Source organism: Pseudomonas sp. SIMBA_067, assembly GCF_046534675.1.
GTDB lineage: Bacteria > Pseudomonadota > Gammaproteobacteria > Pseudomonadales > Pseudomonadaceae > Aquipseudomonas > Aquipseudomonas putida.
On sequence record NZ_JAWRYH010000016.1, the window covers coordinates 35,904 to 53,613 of the forward strand.

General features: G+C 62.9%; 14 protein-coding genes. 7 read left to right on the top strand and 7 right to left on the bottom strand.

Annotated features, from left to right (window positions below):
• Nucleotides 1-6: 6 nt before the first annotated feature.
• The 4 genes from SB765_RS25675 to mtlD all read right to left on the bottom strand — a co-directional run bounded on the left by SB765_RS25675 (nucleotide 7) and on the right by mtlD (nucleotide 5,499).
• On the bottom strand, nucleotides 7-1,221 hold the full coding sequence (locus tag SB765_RS25675) for a benzoate/H(+) symporter BenE family transporter (protein WP_284399910.1): 1,215 nt from the start codon (nucleotides 1,219-1,221) through the stop codon (nucleotides 7-9).
• Between the two features lie 98 nt (nucleotides 1,222-1,319).
• A complete protein-coding gene (locus SB765_RS25680) occupies nucleotides 1,320-2,207 on the bottom strand; it encodes a dihydrodipicolinate synthase family protein (RefSeq protein ID WP_410932132.1) in 888 nt (295 codons plus the stop codon).
• 44 nt (nucleotides 2,208-2,251) lie between these two features.
• A complete protein-coding gene (locus SB765_RS25685) occupies nucleotides 2,252-3,034 on the bottom strand; it encodes an aldolase (RefSeq protein WP_012271240.1) in 783 nt (260 codons plus the stop codon).
• 320 nt (nucleotides 3,035-3,354) lie between these two features.
• A complete protein-coding gene (gene mtlD, locus SB765_RS25690; protein ID WP_410932133.1) occupies nucleotides 3,355-5,499 on the bottom strand; it encodes a bifunctional mannitol-1-phosphate dehydrogenase/phosphatase in 2,145 nt (714 codons plus the stop codon).
• 385 nt (nucleotides 5,500-5,884) lie between these two features.
• On the opposite strand from mtlD, the gene SB765_RS25695 reads away from it, so the two are divergent.
• A complete protein-coding gene (locus tag SB765_RS25695; RefSeq protein WP_016500823.1) occupies nucleotides 5,885-6,181 on the top strand; it encodes a DUF3144 domain-containing protein in 297 nt (98 codons plus the stop codon).
• 25 nt (nucleotides 6,182-6,206) lie between these two features.
• Here SB765_RS25695 and SB765_RS25700 read toward each other — a convergent pair whose 3' ends face one another.
• Entirely contained in the window at nucleotides 6,207-7,100 is an 894-nt protein-coding gene (locus SB765_RS25700; RefSeq protein ID WP_016500822.1) for a LysR family transcriptional regulator, read from the bottom strand.
• A gap of 147 nt (nucleotides 7,101-7,247) precedes the next feature.
• Between SB765_RS25700 and SB765_RS25705 the strand changes: the two genes are divergently transcribed.
• From SB765_RS25705 to SB765_RS25720, 4 genes are all read left to right on the top strand, one after another.
• Entirely contained in the window at nucleotides 7,248-8,327 is a 1,080-nt protein-coding gene (locus SB765_RS25705; RefSeq protein ID WP_341797996.1) for a 4-oxalomesaconate tautomerase, read from the top strand.
• Nucleotides 8,328-8,399: 72 nt separating this feature from the next.
• On the top strand, nucleotides 8,400-9,707 hold the full coding sequence (locus SB765_RS25710) for a dicarboxylate/amino acid:cation symporter (RefSeq protein WP_410912559.1): 1,308 nt from the start codon (nucleotides 8,400-8,402) through the stop codon (nucleotides 9,705-9,707).
• Nucleotides 9,708-9,820: 113 nt separating this feature from the next.
• Entirely contained in the window at nucleotides 9,821-11,125 is a 1,305-nt protein-coding gene (locus SB765_RS25715) for a CitMHS family transporter (protein WP_410912561.1), read from the top strand.
• A gap of 67 nt (nucleotides 11,126-11,192) precedes the next feature.
• Nucleotides 11,193-12,446 (top strand): OprD family porin, encoded by a 1,254-nt coding sequence (locus SB765_RS25720; protein ID WP_410932134.1) that lies wholly within the window; start codon nucleotides 11,193-11,195, stop codon nucleotides 12,444-12,446.
• Nucleotides 12,447-12,498: 52 nt separating this feature from the next.
• On the opposite strand, the gene SB765_RS25725 is transcribed toward SB765_RS25720, so the two are convergent.
• Both SB765_RS25725 and soxR read right to left on the bottom strand, forming a co-directional pair.
• Entirely contained in the window at nucleotides 12,499-12,747 is a 249-nt protein-coding gene (locus SB765_RS25725; protein ID WP_016485569.1) for a CsbD family protein, read from the bottom strand.
• A gap of 146 nt (nucleotides 12,748-12,893) precedes the next feature.
• Entirely contained in the window at nucleotides 12,894-13,349 is a 456-nt protein-coding gene (gene soxR, locus SB765_RS25730; protein WP_341798002.1) for a redox-sensitive transcriptional activator SoxR, read from the bottom strand.
• 83 nt (nucleotides 13,350-13,432) lie between these two features.
• On the opposite strand from soxR, the gene SB765_RS25735 reads away from it, so the two are divergent.
• Complete coding sequence (locus tag SB765_RS25735) at nucleotides 13,433-14,530, top strand: efflux RND transporter periplasmic adaptor subunit (RefSeq protein WP_410932135.1); 1,098 nt, start codon at nucleotides 13,433-13,435, stop codon at nucleotides 14,528-14,530.
• Nucleotides 14,527-17,610, top strand: a complete 3,084-nt coding sequence (locus SB765_RS25740) for a MexW/MexI family multidrug efflux RND transporter permease subunit (protein WP_410932136.1) — start codon at nucleotides 14,527-14,529, stop codon at nucleotides 17,608-17,610. The genes SB765_RS25735 and SB765_RS25740 overlap by 4 nt, the downstream gene beginning before the upstream one ends.
• The last annotated feature ends 100 nt before the right edge of the window (nucleotides 17,611-17,710 follow it).

The window sequence follows — 17,710 nt, forward strand, 5'->3', positions numbered from 1 at the left end:
AAGCTTTTACCGGGGTGAGCGGTTGACGCGAGGCAGGCGCCCGTTCAGCACGGCATAGGCCAGCAGGCCAATGACCAGCCCCCAGAAGGCTCCGCCAATGCCGAACAGGCTGATGTTGGCCGCCGCCGCCAGGAAGGTGATCAGTGCGGCTTCGCGCGAGCGGGCATCGGCCATTGCACTGGCCAGGCTGCCTCCGATGGTGCCCAGCAGGGCCAGGCCGGCCAGGGTGGTGATGAAGGTACCCGGCAGGGCCATGAATACACTCGCCAGGGTGACCCCGAACACCCCCACGAGGATGTAGCAGGCACCGGCAGCAATCCCCGCCACCCAGCGCTTGCCCGGGTCTTCATGGGCTTCCTTGCCGGTGCAGATGGCCGCGGTGATGGCGGCGATGTTGAAGGCGTGTGAGCCGAATGGCGCCATCAGCAACGAGCCCAGGCCGGTGACCGCGACAATCGGGTTGGCGCTGGTCTTGAAGCCGTCGTTGCGCAGCACCAGCATGCCGGGCATGTACTGGCCGGTGAGGGTGATCAGGAACAAGGGCAGGGCCACGCTGAGGGCAGCGTTGAGGGAGAAGGTGGGCGCCGTGAACACCGGTGCGGCGAACTCCAGGCGCAGCGTCGCCAGGCCTGCTTGCCCCTGCAGCAGCAGGTAGCCCAGCCCCAGTATCAGAATGCCCACCACGGCGTAGCGGGCGGTGAAGCGTTTGAAGGCCACGTAGGCCACAATCAGCAGCCCTGCCAGGGCCGGGTCGACCGACAGGCCGGCAAAGGCGCCGATGCCGAACTGCAGCAGGATACCCGCCAGCAATCCTGCCGCAACGCCTCCGGGGATGACCCGCACCAGGCGCTCGAAGCACCCGGTCAGCCCTAGCACCACGAAGCCGGCGGCCGACAACAAGTAGGCACCGATGGCTTCGCTGTAAGGCACGGTGGCCAGGGCCGTGACCAAAAATGCGGCTGCCGGCGTGGACCAGGCGGTGATCACCGGTTCGCGGCTGTACCAGGACAGCACCAGGCCGCTGAGGCCGACACCGATCGACACGGCCCAGACCCAGGATGAAGTCAGCTCCGGGCTCAGCCCGGCAACCTTGGCGGCCTGGAACACCAGGATGAAGGTGCCGCCATAGTTGACGATGACTGAAACGAGCCCCGCCACCACGGGGTGGAGGATGTCTGTCAGCCGTAATGGCGTTGAAGGTGTGTGTGCAGGCGCGTCCATGGTTGCCTCTGGTCAAAAGTCAGGTACAGGCGCAGCACCAGGCTGATCCTGCAAAAAACGATGCCCGGCAGCGTTATGCCGCCGGGCGGGTTTCACGGTTAATTGGCCAGTTCGGCCAGCAGGCCTTTCAGGTAAGTGCTGCCCTGGGCATCCAGCGGCTGCAGGGGCAGGCGTGGGGCGCCGACATCCTGGCCGAGCATTTTCAGGCCGGCCTTGATGGTGGTGGGCAGGCCGCGGCGGGTGATGTACTCCAGCAGCTCGTACTGGCGGTAGAACAGCGCGCGGGCTTCGGCCAGGTCGCCTTGCTGCACGGCATCCCACAGCGCCAGGTTCAGTGCCGGGATCAGGTTGGGTGCGGCGGTGCACCAGCCTGTGGCGCCGGCCACCAGCGCCTCCAGGGTCAGCGGGTTGCAGCCGTTGTAGAACGCCACCTGGCCATCGGTGGCCTTGTACAGGCGGTGCATGCGCTGAATGTCACCAGTGCTTTCCTTGACCATGGTCACATTGGGCACCTCGCCGAGGATGCGCAGGATCAGTTCAACCGACAGGTCAGTGCCGCTGGTGCCTGGGTTGTTGTAGAGCATGATCGGGATGTCGATGGCCGCGCCGACGGCCTTGTAGTGGGCGATCACTTCGGCTTCGGTGAGCTTCCAGTAGGAAATGGGCAGCACCATCACTGCCGTGGCGCCGCAGGCTTGCGCCAGGCGCGCGCGCTGCACGGTACGGGCGGTGGTCAGGTCGGAAACGCTGACCACACTGGGCACGCGCCCGGCAATGCGTGCCTGGCTGAAGCGCACCACGGTTTCCCATTCGCTGTCGGACAGGTAGGCGCCCTCGCCAGTGCTGCCCAGCGGTGCGATGGCGTGCACGCCGTTTGCGATCAGGCTATCGATGGACGTGCCCAGGGCATCCAGGTCGAGCGTGCCGTCAGCCGTGAAGGGAGTGATGGTGTAACCGATAACGCCGCGAATTACAGGTGTAGACATGACCAGGCACCTCTGCCGTTGTTGAGGAAAGAGTACAGCTTCGATCAGCCCAGGCAGTCGCCGTGGGCACGCAAGGCCCGGCGTGCGTAGTAGCTGAACGCGGCGCCGTGACGTTTGGGGGTGGAGATCCAGTCGTGGGCTTCTTTGCCCAGTGCTTCGGGGATGGGGCGGATGTCACCGGCGCCCATGGCCAGCAGTTGCATCTTTGCTGCGCGCTCGAACAGCAGGGCAAGTACGCAGGCTTCCTCGATCGAGCCACCGGCAATCAACAGGCCGTGGTGCGAAAGCAGGATCGCACGCTTGTCACCGATCGCCTTCGCGATGATTTCACCTTCCTCGTTGCCCACCGGCACCCCTGGCCATTCCTTGAGGAATGCGCAATCGTCAAATAGCGGGCACAGGTCCATGTGCGAGATGGCCAGCGGCACCTCCAGCATCGACAGGGCGGCGCTGTGCAGCGGGTGGGTGTGGATGATGCAGTTGACATCGGGGCGGGCGCGGTACAGCCAGCTGTGGAAACGGTTGGCCGGGTTGGCCATGCCGCGGCCTTGCAGCACGGTGAGGTCTTCGTCCACCACCAGCAGGTTGGAGGCGGCGATTTCATCGAAGCCCAGGCCCAGTTGCTGGGTGTAGTAGGTGCCAGGCTCCTGCGCACGTGCGGTGATCTGCCCGGCAAGGCCAGAGTCGTGGCCGCCGTCGAACAGGATGCGGCAGGTAAGGGCAAGTTTTTGCCGGGCCGTGTAGGTGTTGTCGGCCAGGGCCGTCAGCATCTGCTGCTGGGCGAGTTTGACCAACTGGTCCTTGGGGGTGTGCATGGTGGTCGTCATGGGCGGTACCTGCGTGGAAAAGGGCGGGTACTGGCTGATCGTCGTAGTGGCGCTGCCAGGACACATGGCGATATTAATGACACCTTGTGTCATTTGCAAGCGTTGTGTCATTCCCACGGTGAAGGCCGGCAGGCATGCGTGGTACGTTCTGATAGCAAATCCTTCGCGGGTAGTCGCGCAGGCTTCAGGCAGTACCTGTGGGGACAACTGTCTTGCACAACACTTGAAAGCTGGCGCGATCACTGTGGGCGCGGCTTTAGCCGCGAACACCGGCGGAGCCGGTGCCATTCACCGCGCAGGCTTCAGGCTAATGCAGTACCTCATGCGCCTATGCAAAGGTCGCCCAGCCTGCTTGCCACATCCCTTGGCGGGTACTGCCGGAAAGCATCTGAAATGGCAGTGATCAGCTGCGTGTCCCTGATCGGGTCCAGCCCTGGAAAACGCTTGCCGTTGCAATCAACTTCATGAGTAAGCACGGCCTCCACACTGGCGTCGTTTTCCCTGTAAACCCGCCTGATGGCCTGTGCTTCCAGCGCCTTGTCGTCTTTGCAGTGCAGGGCATGGTGAATGGCCAGTGCCGCGCCAAACGCCAGCGACGGGGTTTCAATACCATGCTTGCGTGCAAGGTCGATGCTGCTGAGGATGCGTTCGTTGCGCTGAAGCTTGCGCAACGGGTCGCGCCCCACCCGGGCACAAGGGTCTTTGAACGAAGTTGCACAGCGCTCCAGGAAGGTATCGGCAAAACGGCTGACCACTTCTGCCATGTGCGGGTACTCCGCCACCAGTGCCGGCCCGACTTCCTGGCGAATCAGCCGTTCGGCCAGTTCGCTGACACGCGCGTCGCCCATACCCTGGCCCACCGAGTCATGGCCCAGCAGGCTCGCGTACCAGGCAACGATGGCATGTGGGCCGTTCCACAGGCGGTTCTTGATGACCTGGATCTGGGTGATGTCAGGCACCGTCTTCACCTGGCGCAGGCGTTCGAGCAGCTCGCTGCCGTGCTCTACATACAGCGGCATGTCGGGTTCGCTGTTGAACAGGATCAGGTGCAGCTGGCTCATCGCACTGCTGGGCTGGGCAAAAGGCCTGAAGCGCCCGATCAGTCGCTCGTATTCAGGCACGGGCGTCGATGCCTTGGTGGCGACTGCCGGTTCGTCTTCCAGGCTGTTCTGGAACATCTGCGACTTGATGCGCAGTTGACGCACCAGTGCGTCGTTGCTGAGCTTGGAGACGATGCGGCTGACGACTGTTTCGGCGAAATGGGTCTTTTCCAGCACCTGCTTGCCAATTGCCGGCGGACACAGCAATGCCAGCTCTGCCTGCACATGGCGGCGCACAAACGCGGCGCCGCCCACCTTGTTCAGCACGATCAGCAACGTCAGCTCACGGCCACGTCGTTCGAAACGTTGCAGCAGCCCCTTGGCAATCACCTTCGCCTGGTTGCGGATGGCCTGCTCGGGCAGGCTCAGGCCGATAATTTCGGCCGTGGTGTACATGCCGATGACTGCGTCGTCATCGTCCAGGTCGATCATGCGCACATTGTCGAGGGTCTGGTCGAACGAAGTGGCCCCGTAGCGCACGCTGTAACGGCCGAAGGCATTGACGCTTTCGCGCAGCATGCGCGAGCGGGTCGCGGCGATGATTTCACGGGGCCGGGTGTAGCCATCCCAATGGGAAAACACCTGTGTCAGGTAACCACCGCCGATGGCGCCGAAGCCATGAATGCCCACGCTGAACTGGTTCAACGAAGCCGGGAATGGCTCGCTCAATGCCGGCATGCCCAAGTCAGGTACGCACTCGCTAAGGTCGGCGAGAAACTCATGCATGCTGCGGTAGGCTTTGAGCGCGCCAGCCTTGATCTCGGCAGCGGGCGACTTGATGTCTTCGATCAGGATCGCCTGGCCTTCGGCACGGATGGCCGACAGCATGCCGTTCTCTGAATCCTCGACCATGAAGCACTGATCGGGTTCGCAATTGAGCGCGCGGGCGGCTTTCAGGAAAATCTCGGGATGGGGTTTGCCCTGGCTGACTTCATCGCCACAGACAGTGATGTCGAAATACTTCAGCACATTGGCATTGATCAGGTATTCCTCGGCAATGGCACGGCGGCTGGAGGTGGCCACTGCCATGGTCAAGCCCGACTTGCGCAGGCGCTCGAGCACTTCCAGCAAGCCGGCCTTGATGGGTACGCCGTGATTGCGCACGTACTCCAGCTCAAGTTCATCCGCACGTTTGCGGATCTCGGCGTAGGGGAAGTCTTCACCGTTATGTGCCTTGGCAAGGGCTTCGGCCTTGGTCGCGCTCAGGCCAAGCGAGCCTATCAATGTGTCCTCGCTCAGCGCTGTGCCGAAGATCTCCAGAGAGGCTTGTTTCAGTGTCTTGAAGCGCAGGCGCTCGGTGTCGAAGAGGGTGCCATCCATATCGAAGATGGCGCTGAAAATGCGTTTACCGTGAAAGAAAAGCATTGGGTGTTGCCCCTTGTTGTTGCGTCAGACATCCCGCCTGTAACAGGCGAATTCGGTGTGTGAGCTGCAGCGGTGGCAGTCAGGTCGGGGGCACACGGTCGACAGGGGGGCGCTCAGGGGTAACGCAGAAGTAAGGTGGGGCGGAGCGGGGAGTGCAGAGGAGGTTTGCAACCTTTGAGGCGAGGCGGGCGGCTGGTTTGGCCTTGAGGTCACGCCCACTGGCTGCAGTCGGTTTTGCAGGCAGTGGGCGCAAATAGCGATGGATACGTGTGATTCCAAGCATAAGGTGCTTTGCTTCCTTTTCGTTATGGGTGATCCTTTTTCAGCCTTGCACGTATGCGCGCCGCCATGCAAGGCTTGGGCTTCCGTTACAAGGTGAACCGCAATGACCCAAGCTACCGATCAGGCCTTTTATGACCGCGCCGATGCGCACATCGACCTGGCCAACCAGCAGATTGAAAAATTCGAAGACCTGGGCAAGGTGAGTGCCTCGCTGACCTTCGGCGCAACGCGTTTCAGCGCCTGGATGAGCGCCCGCAGCTTCAAGAGCGGCGCGGAACTGGCGGCAGCCCGGGAGGAGATTCTGAAGTACTTCTGCGAGCAGTACCGGATGATGCTCGAAGACAACCTGGATGAGCACATCGAGCATTTTGACCACCTGGTACTCGGCAAGGACGCCTGACCTCGCCTGCCTGCGCAGCGGCGACTCAACGGTTGGGCCACTGCTGCAGCAGGATCGAAACGAACTTCTCCGCCGCAGGCGACAACGACGCGCCGCGCCGGTACACCAGCCCCAGGGTGCGTGTGACTTGCGGCTCGATCAACGGCACGCTCACCAGCGTTGGGTGATCAGCGTTGGGCATGGCCAGGCTGGGCATGGCCGACACGCCCAGCCCGGCCTCGACCATGCCCAGCGACGTCGACAGGTGTTGCACTTCGTAGAACCATTTGGGCCGCAGGTTGAGCCCGGACAACGCATGGTCCAGCAGCATGCGGTTGCCGCTCAGGCGGCCGACGCCGATCAGGCGGTAATCCGCCAGCTCTGTCCAGGTAACGGAGGCGCGGTTCGCCAGTGGGTGGTCACGCCGGCAGGCCAGTACAAAGTGCTCCTGCACCAGCGTGACAAACTCGATGTCCGGGTGCTGGCCGCTCATCATGTTGATGCCGAAGTCGGCCTCGCCGCGCAACACGGCTTCGAGCCCGTCGTTGGCACTAAGGTCCAGCAGGCGAATGCGGATTTTCGGGTACTGCTCGTTGTAATCGCGGATCACCGACGGCAGGAAGTAGAACGCTGCGGTGGGGATGCAGGCGAGTGTGACCTGGCCGGTCTGGCGCTCGGCCAGCTCGCGGATGCTGAGGATGGAGTCTTCAAAATCATCCAGCAGGCGCCTGGCCTTGGGCAGGAAGTCGCGCCCCACGCTGGTCAGGCTGACCCGGCGGGTGGTGCGCTCCAGTAGCGAGGTGCCCAGGCCTTCCTCAAGCTTCTTGATCCGCCGACTCAATGCCGGCTGGGACAGGTGAAGCGCCTCGGCGGCCTCGTGGAAACTACCGAGTTCGGCGATTTTCACGAAAGATCTGATGTCTTGCAGCTCATATTCCATAAGAAAGCCCGCTACTGTGGACGTGCATGATTAATGTTTGAATCGCAATAATGGCTACGATATTTGCATTGGATTGATTTATCCATGCCTGTCACTCTTTTGCTCACAGCATCAATGATGTCCATTGATCAACAAGGGTGCAAAATCATGCAGCGAATTCCTTGCGTACTCATGCGCGGTGGTACCTCTAAAGGGCCGTTCTTCCACGCCTGGGACCTGCCTGCCAATGTAGTCGAACGTGACGAGTTGCTGATCAACCTGATGGGCTCCGGCCACGAGCTTGAAATCGATGGCATCGGTGGCGGCAGCCCGCAGACCAGCAAGGTGGCGATCATCAGCCCGTCTTTGCACGCCGACGCCGACGTCGACTACCTGTTCGTGCAGGTGATGGTTGCACAGCGGCGGGTCGACACTGCCCCCAACTGCGGCAACATGCTGTGTGCCGTTGGCCCGTTCGCCATCGAACAGGGGTTGGTCAAAGGCAAGGAAGGGAAGACCCTGGTCCGTATTCGCAACCTGAACACCGGTACCTTCGTCAATTCGCTGGTAGAAACCCCAGGCGGTATTGTGCGCTACGAAGGCCGTACCGCCATCGACGGCGTACCCGGCACTGCCGCCCCGGTGCACCTCACTTTCCTGGACGCAGTCGGCAGCAAGACTGGCAAGCTGTTTCCTACCGGCCAGGCCAAGGACCTGATCGATGGTGTCCCGGTGACCTGCATCGATATGGCCATGCCGATGATGGTGGTGGAGGCCAGCCAGCTGGGTGTCACCGGCTCGGAAACCCCGGCCCAGCTGGACGCCAACAGCGAACTGCTCGAACGCCTTGAAGCATTGCGCTTGAAGGCCGGCAAGGCCATGGGCCTGGGCGATGTCAGTGGCATGGTCATCCCCAAGCCAGTGCTGGTGTCCAAGCCTCGCTATGACGGCACGCTGCAGGTTCGCTATTTCATGCCGCACAACTGCCATCGCGCCCTGGCGATCACTGGCGCAGTGGGGCTGGCGACTGCCTGCGTCAGCCCCGGCACGGTGATTGCCGACCTGCTGGGCGAAGACGCGCAGCAGCTGACCGAAGTCCGCCTCGAGCACCCCAGTGGCGGCATCGATATCGCCCTGACGCGCAGCGGTGCCGATGGCCAGACGATCCAGGCCTCGGTAGTACGAACCGCCCGGCGGCTCTTCTCAGGGTTCGTCTACGCCCCTACATTCCGCAGGTTGGCCGGGTAGCCCGAGGCGTCGATCCAGATCCGCACATTCGTAACAAGCGCATCCGCACAATTTCAACAATGGTGATGCCCCATGAAACTCGCCAAATCGCTGTATTTCCAGATCCTCTGCGCCGTACTGCTGGGCGTGGTAGTCGGCCACTTCTGGGCGCAACAGGCCGTGGCCCTCAAGCCGCTGGGTGATGCGTTTATCAAGCTGATCAAGATGATGATTGCGCCGGTGGTGTTCTGCACCATCGTCACCGGCATCGCGGGGATGACCGACAAGCGTTCGCTGGGGCGCCTGATGAGCAAGACGTTGCTGCTGTTCCTGGGCCTGACGGTGGTGAGCCTGGTGATCGGACTGGCGGCGGTATACCTGTTCAAGCCAGGGAGTGGCATGAACATCGACCCTGCCACCCTGAGTACTGCGGGCCTGAGCCAGTACACCGCCTCGGCCGCCAAGCTGAGCGTGGTGGACTTCTTCATGCACATCATCCCGGACACCTTCGTCGGTGCCTTCAACAAGGGAGAGGTCTTGCCGGTACTGTTCATCGCCGTGCTCAGCGGTTTCGCGCTGTCGTCGATGGGCGAAAAGGGCAAGCCGGTACTGGATGTGCTGGAATCGGCTTCGACCATGGTGTTCCGCATCTTCGGCTACCTGATGCGCTTTGCCCCGATCGGCGCTTTCGGCGCACTGGCATTCACCGTAGGCCAGTACGGTATTACTTCCCTCGGCGCGCTGGCCAAGCTGGTGGGGACGTTGTACATCGCCTGCGCATTCTTCGTTCTGGTGGTGCTCGGTGGTATCTGCCGGGCCCATGGCTTCAGCCTGTGGAAGCTTCTGCGCTATTTCCGCGAAGAGTTCCTGGTGGTGCTTGGCACGTCCTCCACCGAGCCTGTGTTGCCGCGCATGCTCGAGAAGCTCGAGAAGCTTGGCTGCAAGAAAGGCGTGGTCGGCCTGGTGCTGCCCACCGGCTATTCTTTCAACCTTGACGGTACTGCCATCTACCTGTCATTGGCAGCCGTTTTCATCGCACAGGCCTGCAACATCGACCTGAGCCTGGGCCAGGTGGTGACCATGCTGGCCATCATGCTGTTGTCTTCCAAAGGCGCGGCAGGTGTCACCGGCAGCGGTTTTGTGGCCTTGGCCTCGACCCTTACCGTTATCCACGACATTCCCCTGGCCGGCCTGGCCCTGCTGATCGGCGTCGATCGCTTCATGTCGGAAGCCCGTGCACTGACGAGTCTTGCCAGCAACGCAGTGGCTACGGTGGTGGTTTCGCTGTCGGAAAATGCCTGTGACCGCCAGACGCTTCATAGCCGCCTGAACGGCGAGCCGGTGGCCAGCACCGTGGTTGAACCTGCCGACTGGGTCGCCGAACCGCGCCGCCACGGCTGAACACCGACCCCTTCACGCTTTTGACAAGGCCCCCACCAGGCACTGCCGGGTGGGGTTGGGGGCTGTCTGCGCTGCAGGTGGCCACATAGACTATAAAAACAAGAGAACAAACCATGCTCGCACTCTTGGGCCTGATCATGGTGGTGACGTTCACCTACCTGATCATGAGTAAACGCCTGTCCCCAATCGTTGCACTGACCGTCGTTCCGATTGTTTTCGCCCTGGTTGGCGGCTTCGCGCCAGACCTGGGCAAGATGATGCTCGATGGGCTGAAAATGGTCGCACCGTCTGCCGCGCTTCTGTTGTTTGCCATCTTGTTCTTCGGCTTGATGATCGACGCTGGCCTGTTCGACCCGCTGATCCGCAAGATCCTCAAGCGGGTAAACGGCGACCCGGTCAAGATCGCCATCGGCACCGCACTGCTGTCGCTGCTGGTGGCGCTGGACGGTGATGGCACCACGACCTACATGATTACCTGCGCCGCCATGCTGCCGCTGTACAAGCGTATCGGCATGAACCCGATGATCCTGGCCACCGTGTCGATGCTGTCGTTGAGTATCATGAGTGGCATGAGCCCTTGGGGCGGCCCCGCCACCCGCGCCATTGCCGCCCTCGGGCTGGATGCGACCGAATACTTCATTCCGATGTTGCCCACCGTCATCGGCGGGGCATTGTGGGTAGTGTTCACTGCCTACTTGCTTGGCCGCACCGAGCGCCGGCGTATCGGCAATATTGCGCTGGAGTCCGGAGGGGGCAACTGCTACATCAAGGAAATCCTCGGTGACAGCCCACACAAGCGCCCGCGCCTTGCCTATGTGAACCTGGTGCTGGTGATCGCCGTGATGACCGCGCTGGTGCTGGGGCTGATGCACGCGGCCATCCTGTTCATGATCGGTTTCGTCGCGGCACTGATGATCAACTATCCGCAGTTGGACGTGCAGAAAGAGCGCATCCTCGCCCATTCGGGCAACGCCATGACCGTGGTGCTGCTGGTGTTCGCCGCAGGCATATTCGCCGGTATTTTCTCGGGTACCAAGATGGTCGATGCGTTGGCGCAGACCCTGGTGGACTGGATTCCGGAAAGCTGGAGCCACTGGTTCCCGCTGGTGGTGGCGCTGACCAGCATGCCGCTTACCTTCGTGCTGTCCAACGACGCGTACTACTTCGGCGTTGTGCCGATCCTGGCAAACGCCGCTGCCGCGTACGGCATCGACCCGGTGGAAATTGCCCGCGCCTCGGTGCTGGGGCAGCCTGTGCACCTGATGAGCCCTCTGGTGGCTTCCACCTTGTTGCTGGTGGGCATGGTCGACCGCGATATCGGTGACTTCCAGAAGGCCACCGTGAAATGGGCCGTGCTCACCTCGTTGGTGATCACAGCACTGGCGTTGTTAACGGGCGCCTTGTCCTTCTTCGTCTAAGCATTACCGGGCGTTGCCAGGCGCCCGGGCTCCCGCTCACTCAGAAAATAACAATAGAGTACAGATCATGTCCCAAGCTGTGTTCCGTGGGGCCACCTGTGGCCTGCTTTGCGGCTGGCTGCCTGTTGCCGGCGCTTCCGGTTTTGTCGACGACAGCAAGCTCAAGCTGCAGTTGCGCAATGTGTATTTCAACGAGAATTTCCGTGACGAGCACGGTATGAGCGCCCGCGCTGCCGCCACCGCCAAAAGCGAACGGGTGGAATGGGCGCAAGGCTTTCTGCTCGACTACCAGTCAGGGTTTACCGAAGGTACGGTGGGCGTGGGGCTCGATGCGCTGGGGCTGCTAGGCTTGCGCCTCGATTCCGGTCGTGGGCGCAGTGGCACGGGGCTTCTGCCGGTGCACGACGATGGCCGTGCGGCGCAGGAGTTTGCCAGTGCTGGGGCCACGGCCAAGGCACGCCTGGGCCAGACTGTGGTCAAGCACGGTACCTTGCTGCCAAAGACACCCGTGCTGGTCTACAACGATGCACGGCTGTTGCCGCAGACGTACCAGGGCACGCAGCTGACCAGCACGGATATCGATGGGCTGGCCCTGACGGCGGGGCACCTGGACCGCTTCAAGCAGCGTGACTCGTCCGACAGCACCGGTATCTATCTGGACGGATATGGGGGCGGCAAATCGGGTGACTTCAGCTTTGCAGGTGCCGATTATGCCGTGAGCAAACAATTGCGCCTGAGTGTCTACCATGGCCAGCTGGCGAACTTCTATCGCCAGGATTTTGCCGGGCTGGTCCATGACCTGCCGTTGGCCGGCGGGGTACTGACCACCGACCTGCGCTACTTCAAAAGCCGCGACAGCGGGGCGGCCTACGGCGGCGGCATCGACAACCACATGTTCAGCGGCCAGGTGGCGTATGCGCATTCCGGTCATTCTGTGGGTGCCGGTTACCAGGTGCTCGATGGCGAAGCCGGCTTGCCGTACATCAGCGGTGCGACCGTGTATTCGTTCAGCAACGTCGGCATCGGCAAATTCATCGAGGAGGAAGAGAAAACATGGATGGCCAGCTACGGGTACAACTTCGCTGTGGCCGGGGTACCGGGGCTGACCTTCATGACGCGGTACCTGAGTGGGGACAATGGCCGTTCAGCTGGCGAGGGCATCAAGGAGTGGGAGCGTGACGCCGAGATTGCCTACGTGGTGCAGGGCGGACCGCTGAAAGGGTTGGGCGTGAAGCTGCGAAACTATGTGTATCGATCAGATTTCGCCCGCGGCCGAGACAGCAATCGCCTGTACCTGACCTACGATATTGCCATCTGGTGATGGCACAGGCCGGACGATATCTCCGGCCCTGAGCCGCCTGAGGCGCCGTGGTTCAGCGGCGCAGCAGGCGAGAAACCACCAGTGTGACGGCGGCGGTGATGGCCAGTGCGGCGAAGGGCTTTTCCTTGACGAACGAAGACACCGTATCCAGGGTGTCGCCGTAGGTCTTGGTCACCTGGCCTGCGGCCTGACGCGCATCGCCTTCGGCTTCCAGCGCCGGGTCTTCGACCAGACGGCCTACAGCGCTTTGTGCCTTGCCTGCGAGGTTCTCTGCAACACCTTCGATCTGTTCACGTTTCATGATGGCTTAGTTCCTTCCTGTGATCGGCTTTGGGTTAACAGCACAGGGTTAGGGCGGTGAAGGGCCGCAATGGTTCCAAGCGTCTGCTTGCAACCTGCAGGCCACGCGCTTTTGCGAAGGGTTGCACATGGCTCGAGAGCGCGAGGCTAGCGGGCTTTGTTCTCGAGGATCCGCGCCCCGGTACCTTCCTTGCCCAGCACATCCTCGGGGTTGCGCAGCGGGCAGTCTTCCAGTGACAGGCAACCGCAACCAATGCAGTTGTCCAGGCTGTCGCGCAGCGCCTGTAGCGTGCGGATGCGGGCGTTCAGGTCTTCGCGCCAGGCGGTAGACATCTCGCCCCATTGCGCCGCCGTAAGCTTGCTGTTGGGCGCATAGCGGCTAAATGCCTGCTTGATTTCCTCCAGCGGAATACCCGTGCGCTGCGCCACCTTGATGATCGCCAGTGTACGCAGCACCAGCGAGGGATAGCGCCGCTGGTTGCCAGCCGTGCGGACGCTGGCGATCAGCCCCTTGGTCTCGTAGAAGTGCAGCGCAGACACCGCCACGCCGCTGCGTCTGGCCACTTCACCCACTGTGAGCATCCGCGTGTTGTCCGCTGCCATGCCTGTTGACCTCAAGTTAAGTTGAGCTCTTATAGTCCTGCCCGATCTTCCCCGCAACCGCTTTCCTCTGATCGGAGCTGTGCATGAACAAAAGGACGTTACTGGCCTGGGCCGGCGCTGTTGCCGGTGTGCTGGCCGCTGCCTATGCGTTGGTGGGTAGTGGGTCGGCGCCGCCCGCTGCGGCGGCGTGGCCGGCGACCAAGGTGGCGCTGGCCACGGCCGAGCAGGTGCAGCTGGCGCGGCAGAACTTTGCTTCGGGGGAGCTGGAAGCGGTCAACCAGGTGCAGGTGGCGGCCGAGACGGCGGGGCGCATTACCCGCATCGCCTTCGAGTCGGGGCAGGCGGTCACTGCCGGGCAGTTGCTGGTGCAGCTCAACGACGCGCCGGAGCAGGCCCAGCGGGTGCAGTTGCGGGCGAAATTGCGTAACGCGCAAGTGGTGCTGCAGCGCAGCCGCAAGCTGCGGGCGATGAATGCCGTGTCGCAAGAGCTGCTGGACAACGCCGCCACCGCCGTGGACGTGGCCAGCGGTGAGCTGCAGCATGTCGAGGCGCTGATTGCGCAGAAGGCCATTCGCGCACCGTTTGCCGGCAAGTTGGGTATTCGCCGGGTGCATCAGGGCCAGTATCTGGGCGCCGGCGAGGCCATCGTCAGCCTGGCCGACATCAGCCAGTTGCATGTGAATTTCGCCTTGGGCGAGCAGGCCGCCCCCGAAGTGCATGCCGGGCAAGTGCTGGCACTGACGGTGGACGCCGTGCGCGGGCGAGGCTTCCAGGCCCGGGTGGTGGCGGTCGATCCGGTGGTCAGCAAGGCGCGCCTGGTGCAGGTGCAGGCAGCCTTGCCAAACCCGGACGGGCAGTTGCAGCCGGGCATGTACGCTGGCGTGCGCCTGGATGCTGTGCAGCCTTCGACTGTATTGGCTGTGCCAGAAACGGCGATCACCTACGCCGCCTATGGCCAGACAGTATTCGTTGCCACTCAGGACGCGGCGCATGGTACCCGGGTCAGCAGGGTACGGGTAACCACTGGTGAGCGCTGGCAGGGGCGGGTGGAGGTTACGTCCGGCTTGGCGCCCGGTGACCGGGTGGTGGTGTCTGGCCAGTTGAAACTGAGCGACGGCATGTCGGTCGAGCCGGTGGCGCAGGACAGCTTGCAGGCCAACCTCGGAGGGGGGCAGCCATGAAGTTTACCGACCTCTTCGTGCGCCGCCCGGTGCTGGCGCTGGTGGTCAGCAGCCTGATCATCCTGATGGGGCTGTTTGCCATGGGCAAGTTGCCGATCCGTCAGTACCCGTTGCTGGCAAGCTCGACCATTACCATCAGCACCGAGTACCCCGGCGCCTCGGCCGAGCTGATGCAGGGCTTCGTGACCCAGCCGATCACCCAGGCGGTGTCGTCGGTGGAGGGCATCGACTACCTGTCCTCGTCGTCGCAGCAGGGGCGCAGCCTGATCACCTTGCGCATGGTGCTCAACCGCGATTCGACCCAGGCGCTGGCCGAGACCATGGCCAAGGTCAACCAGGTGCGCTACCGCCTGCCGGAAAAGGCCTACGACCCGGTGGTGGAGCTGTCGGCAGGCGACTCCACCGCCGTGGCCTATGTGGGTTTTGCCAGTGACAGCCTGTCGATACCGGAGCTGAGCGATTACCTGTCGCGGGTGGTGGAACCGCAGTTCTCAGGCATCGACGGCGTGGCCAAGGTGCAGTCGTTCGGCGGGCAGCGCCTGGCCATGCGCCTGTGGCTGGACAGCGATCAGATGGCCGGGCGCGGGGTGACCGCAGCGGACGTGGCGCAGGCGGTGCGGGCCAACAACTACCAGGCGACGCCGGGCCAGGTGCGTGGGCAGTATGTGCTGGCCGATATCCAGGTGGACACCGACCTGTCCCGGGTCGAGGACTTCCGTGAGCTGATCATCCGCAACGATGGCACCGACCTGGTGCGCCTGCGCGATGTCGGCACTGTCGAGCTGAGTGCGGCTGCCACCCAGACCAGCGCCACCATGGACGGCAAGCCGGCCGTGCACCTGGGGCTGTTCCCCACGCCGACCGGTAACCCGCTGGTGATCGTCGAGGGCATTCGCCAACTGCTGCCGCAGATCCAGCAGACCCTGCCGCCCGGGGTGAAGGTGGCGCTGGCCTACGAGACGGCGCGCTTCATCGATGCTTCGATCCATGAGGTGCTGCGCACCCTGGTGGAGGCGATGCTGATCGTGGTGCTGGTGATCTGGCTGTGCCTGGGTTCGTTGCGCAGCGTGCTGATCGCGGTGGTCGCCATCCCGCTGTCGATGCTCGGTGCCGCAGGCCTGATGCTGCTGTTTGGCTTCAGCCTCAACCTGCTGACCTTGCTGGCGATGGTGCTGGCCATCGGCCTGGTGGTGGACGATGCCATCGTGGTGGTGGAGAACGTGCACCGGCATATCGAAGAGGGCAGGTCGCCGGTCGCTGCAGCATTGGCCGGGGCACGGGAAATTGCCGGGCCGGTGATCGCCATGACCCTGACCCTGGCAGCGGTGTATGCGCCGATCGGGCTGATGGGCGGGCTGACCGGTACGCTGTTCCGCGAATTCGCCCTGACTTTGGCGGGCGCGGTGATCGTATCCGGCATCGTGGCGCTAACCCTGTCGCCGGTGATGAGCTCGTTACTGTTGCAACCCGGGCAGCAGCATGGCGCGATGGCCAATAGGGCGGATCGGTTGTTTGCTGCGTTGACGGGTACCTATGGGCGGGTGCTGGCCTACACCTTGTCACATCGCTGGATCGGCGGTGGCGTGGCGCTGCTGGTGTGTTTGAGCCTGCCCTGGCTTTACCTGCTGCCCCAACGCGAGCTGGCGCCGCCCGAGGACCAGGCAGCGGTGCTGACCGCCATCAAGTCGCCGCAGCATGCCAGCCTCGAATATGCGGAACGCTTTGCGCTGAAGCTTGACCAGGTGATGAAGTCCATCGCCGAAACCACCGACACCTGGATCATCAACGGCACCGACGGCCCGGCCGCCAGTTTCGGGGGTATCAACCTCAGCGCCTGGGAGGCGCGCGAGCGGTCCGCCGCACAGGTGCAGGCGCAGTTGCAGCAGGCCGTGGCGGATATCGAAGGCAGCAGTATCTTTGCCTTCCAGGTCGCTTCGCTGCCGGGCTCCAGTGGCGGCCTGCCGGTGCAGATGGTGCTGCGCAGCGCCCGGGATTATCCCGAGCTGTACCAGACCATGGAGGTGCTCAAGCAGCGCGCCCGCGACAGCGGCCTGTTCGCCGTGGTGGACAGCGACCTCGACTACAACAACCCGGTGGTCAAGGTGCGCGTCGACCGGGCCAAGGCGGCTAGCCTGGGCATCAGCATGCAGGCCATTGGCGAGTCGCTGGGTGTGCTGGTGGGCGAGCAGTACCTCAACCGCTTTGCCCTGTTCGGGCGTTCCTACGACGTGATCCCTCAGAGTATCCAGGACCAGCGCCTGAGCCCTGCGGCGCTGAACCGTCAATACGTGCGCGCCGAAGATGGCAGCCTGGTGCCGCTGGCCACGGTGGTGCACCTGGAAATCGAAGTGGCGCCCAACCGCCTGCTGCAATTCGATCAGCAGAACGCCAGTACCCTGCAGGCCATCCCGGCGCCGGGGGTGTCGATGGGTAACGCCGTGGCCTTTCTCGAACAGCTCACCGGTGAACTGCCGCCGGGCTTCAGCCACGACTGGCAATCGGAATCGCGCCAGTATGTGCAGGAGGGCTTTGCCTTGATGTGGGCGTTTCTTGCTGCGCTGGTGGTGATCTACCTGGTGCTGGCGGCACAGTACGAAAGCCTGGTCGACCCGCTGATCATCCTGGTAACCGTGCCACTGTCGATCTGCGGTGCACTGCTGCCGCTGGCGCTGGGCTGGGCCACGTTGAACATCTACACGCAGATTGGGCTGGTGACGCTGATCGGCCTGATCAGCAAGCACGGCATCCTGATGGTGGAGTTCGCCAACGAGATCCAGGTGCGCGACAACCTCGACCGTGCTGCCGCCATTGTTCGTGCTGCGCAGATACGTTTGCGGCCGGTGCTGATGACCACCGCAGCGATGACCTTCGGCGTGCTGCCACTGCTGTTCGCCAGCGGCGCCGGGGCCAACAGCCGCTTCGGACTGGGGGTGGTGATTGTGTGCGGGATGCTGGTGGGGACCTTGTTTACCTTGTTCGTGCTACCGACCATCTATGCCTGGCTGGCGCGCGATCACCGGGTGACCACGGTGCGGGGGCAGCAGTTGATCGAAGCCGAAAGGCAATTGGGGACGCTGTAGGAGCAGCCTTGTGCTGCGAAGAGGCCGGCATGGTCAACACATTTCTTTGGCAGTAATGGCCTCTTCGCAGCACAAGGCTGCTCCTACAGGGATTTGCGCG

Bases quoted from the DNA above. Each gene is read 5' to 3' on its own strand.
- SB765_RS25735 (WP_410932135.1), top strand. From the start codon at position 13,433: ATGAACAAAAGGACGTTACTGGCCTGGGCCGGCGCTGTTGCCGGTGTG.
- SB765_RS25720 (WP_410932134.1), top strand. From the start codon at position 11,193: ATGTCCCAAGCTGTGTTCCGTGGGGCCACCTGTGGCCTGCTTTGCGGC.
- SB765_RS25705 (WP_341797996.1), top strand. From the start codon at position 7,248: ATGCAGCGAATTCCTTGCGTACTCATGCGCGGTGGTACCTCTAAAGGG.
- SB765_RS25725 (WP_016485569.1), bottom strand. From the start codon at position 12,747: ATGAAACGTGAACAGATCGAAGGTGTTGCAGAGAACCTCGCAGGCAAG.
- SB765_RS25695 (WP_016500823.1), top strand. From the start codon at position 5,885: ATGACCCAAGCTACCGATCAGGCCTTTTATGACCGCGCCGATGCGCAC.
- mtlD (WP_410932133.1), bottom strand. From the start codon at position 5,499: ATGCTTTTCTTTCACGGTAAACGCATTTTCAGCGCCATCTTCGATATG.
- soxR (WP_341798002.1), bottom strand. From the start codon at position 13,349: ATGGCAGCGGACAACACGCGGATGCTCACAGTGGGTGAAGTGGCCAGA.
- SB765_RS25700 (WP_016500822.1), bottom strand. From the start codon at position 7,100: ATGGAATATGAGCTGCAAGACATCAGATCTTTCGTGAAAATCGCCGAA.
- SB765_RS25710 (WP_410912559.1), top strand. From the start codon at position 8,400: ATGAAACTCGCCAAATCGCTGTATTTCCAGATCCTCTGCGCCGTACTG.
- SB765_RS25715 (WP_410912561.1), top strand. From the start codon at position 9,821: ATGCTCGCACTCTTGGGCCTGATCATGGTGGTGACGTTCACCTACCTG.
- SB765_RS25740 (WP_410932136.1), top strand. From the start codon at position 14,527: ATGAAGTTTACCGACCTCTTCGTGCGCCGCCCGGTGCTGGCGCTGGTG.
- SB765_RS25685 (WP_012271240.1), bottom strand. From the start codon at position 3,034: ATGACGACCACCATGCACACCCCCAAGGACCAGTTGGTCAAACTCGCC.
- SB765_RS25675 (WP_284399910.1), bottom strand. From the start codon at position 1,221: ATGGACGCGCCTGCACACACACCTTCAACGCCATTACGGCTGACAGAC.
- SB765_RS25680 (WP_410932132.1), bottom strand. From the start codon at position 2,207: ATGTCTACACCTGTAATTCGCGGCGTTATCGGTTACACCATCACTCCC.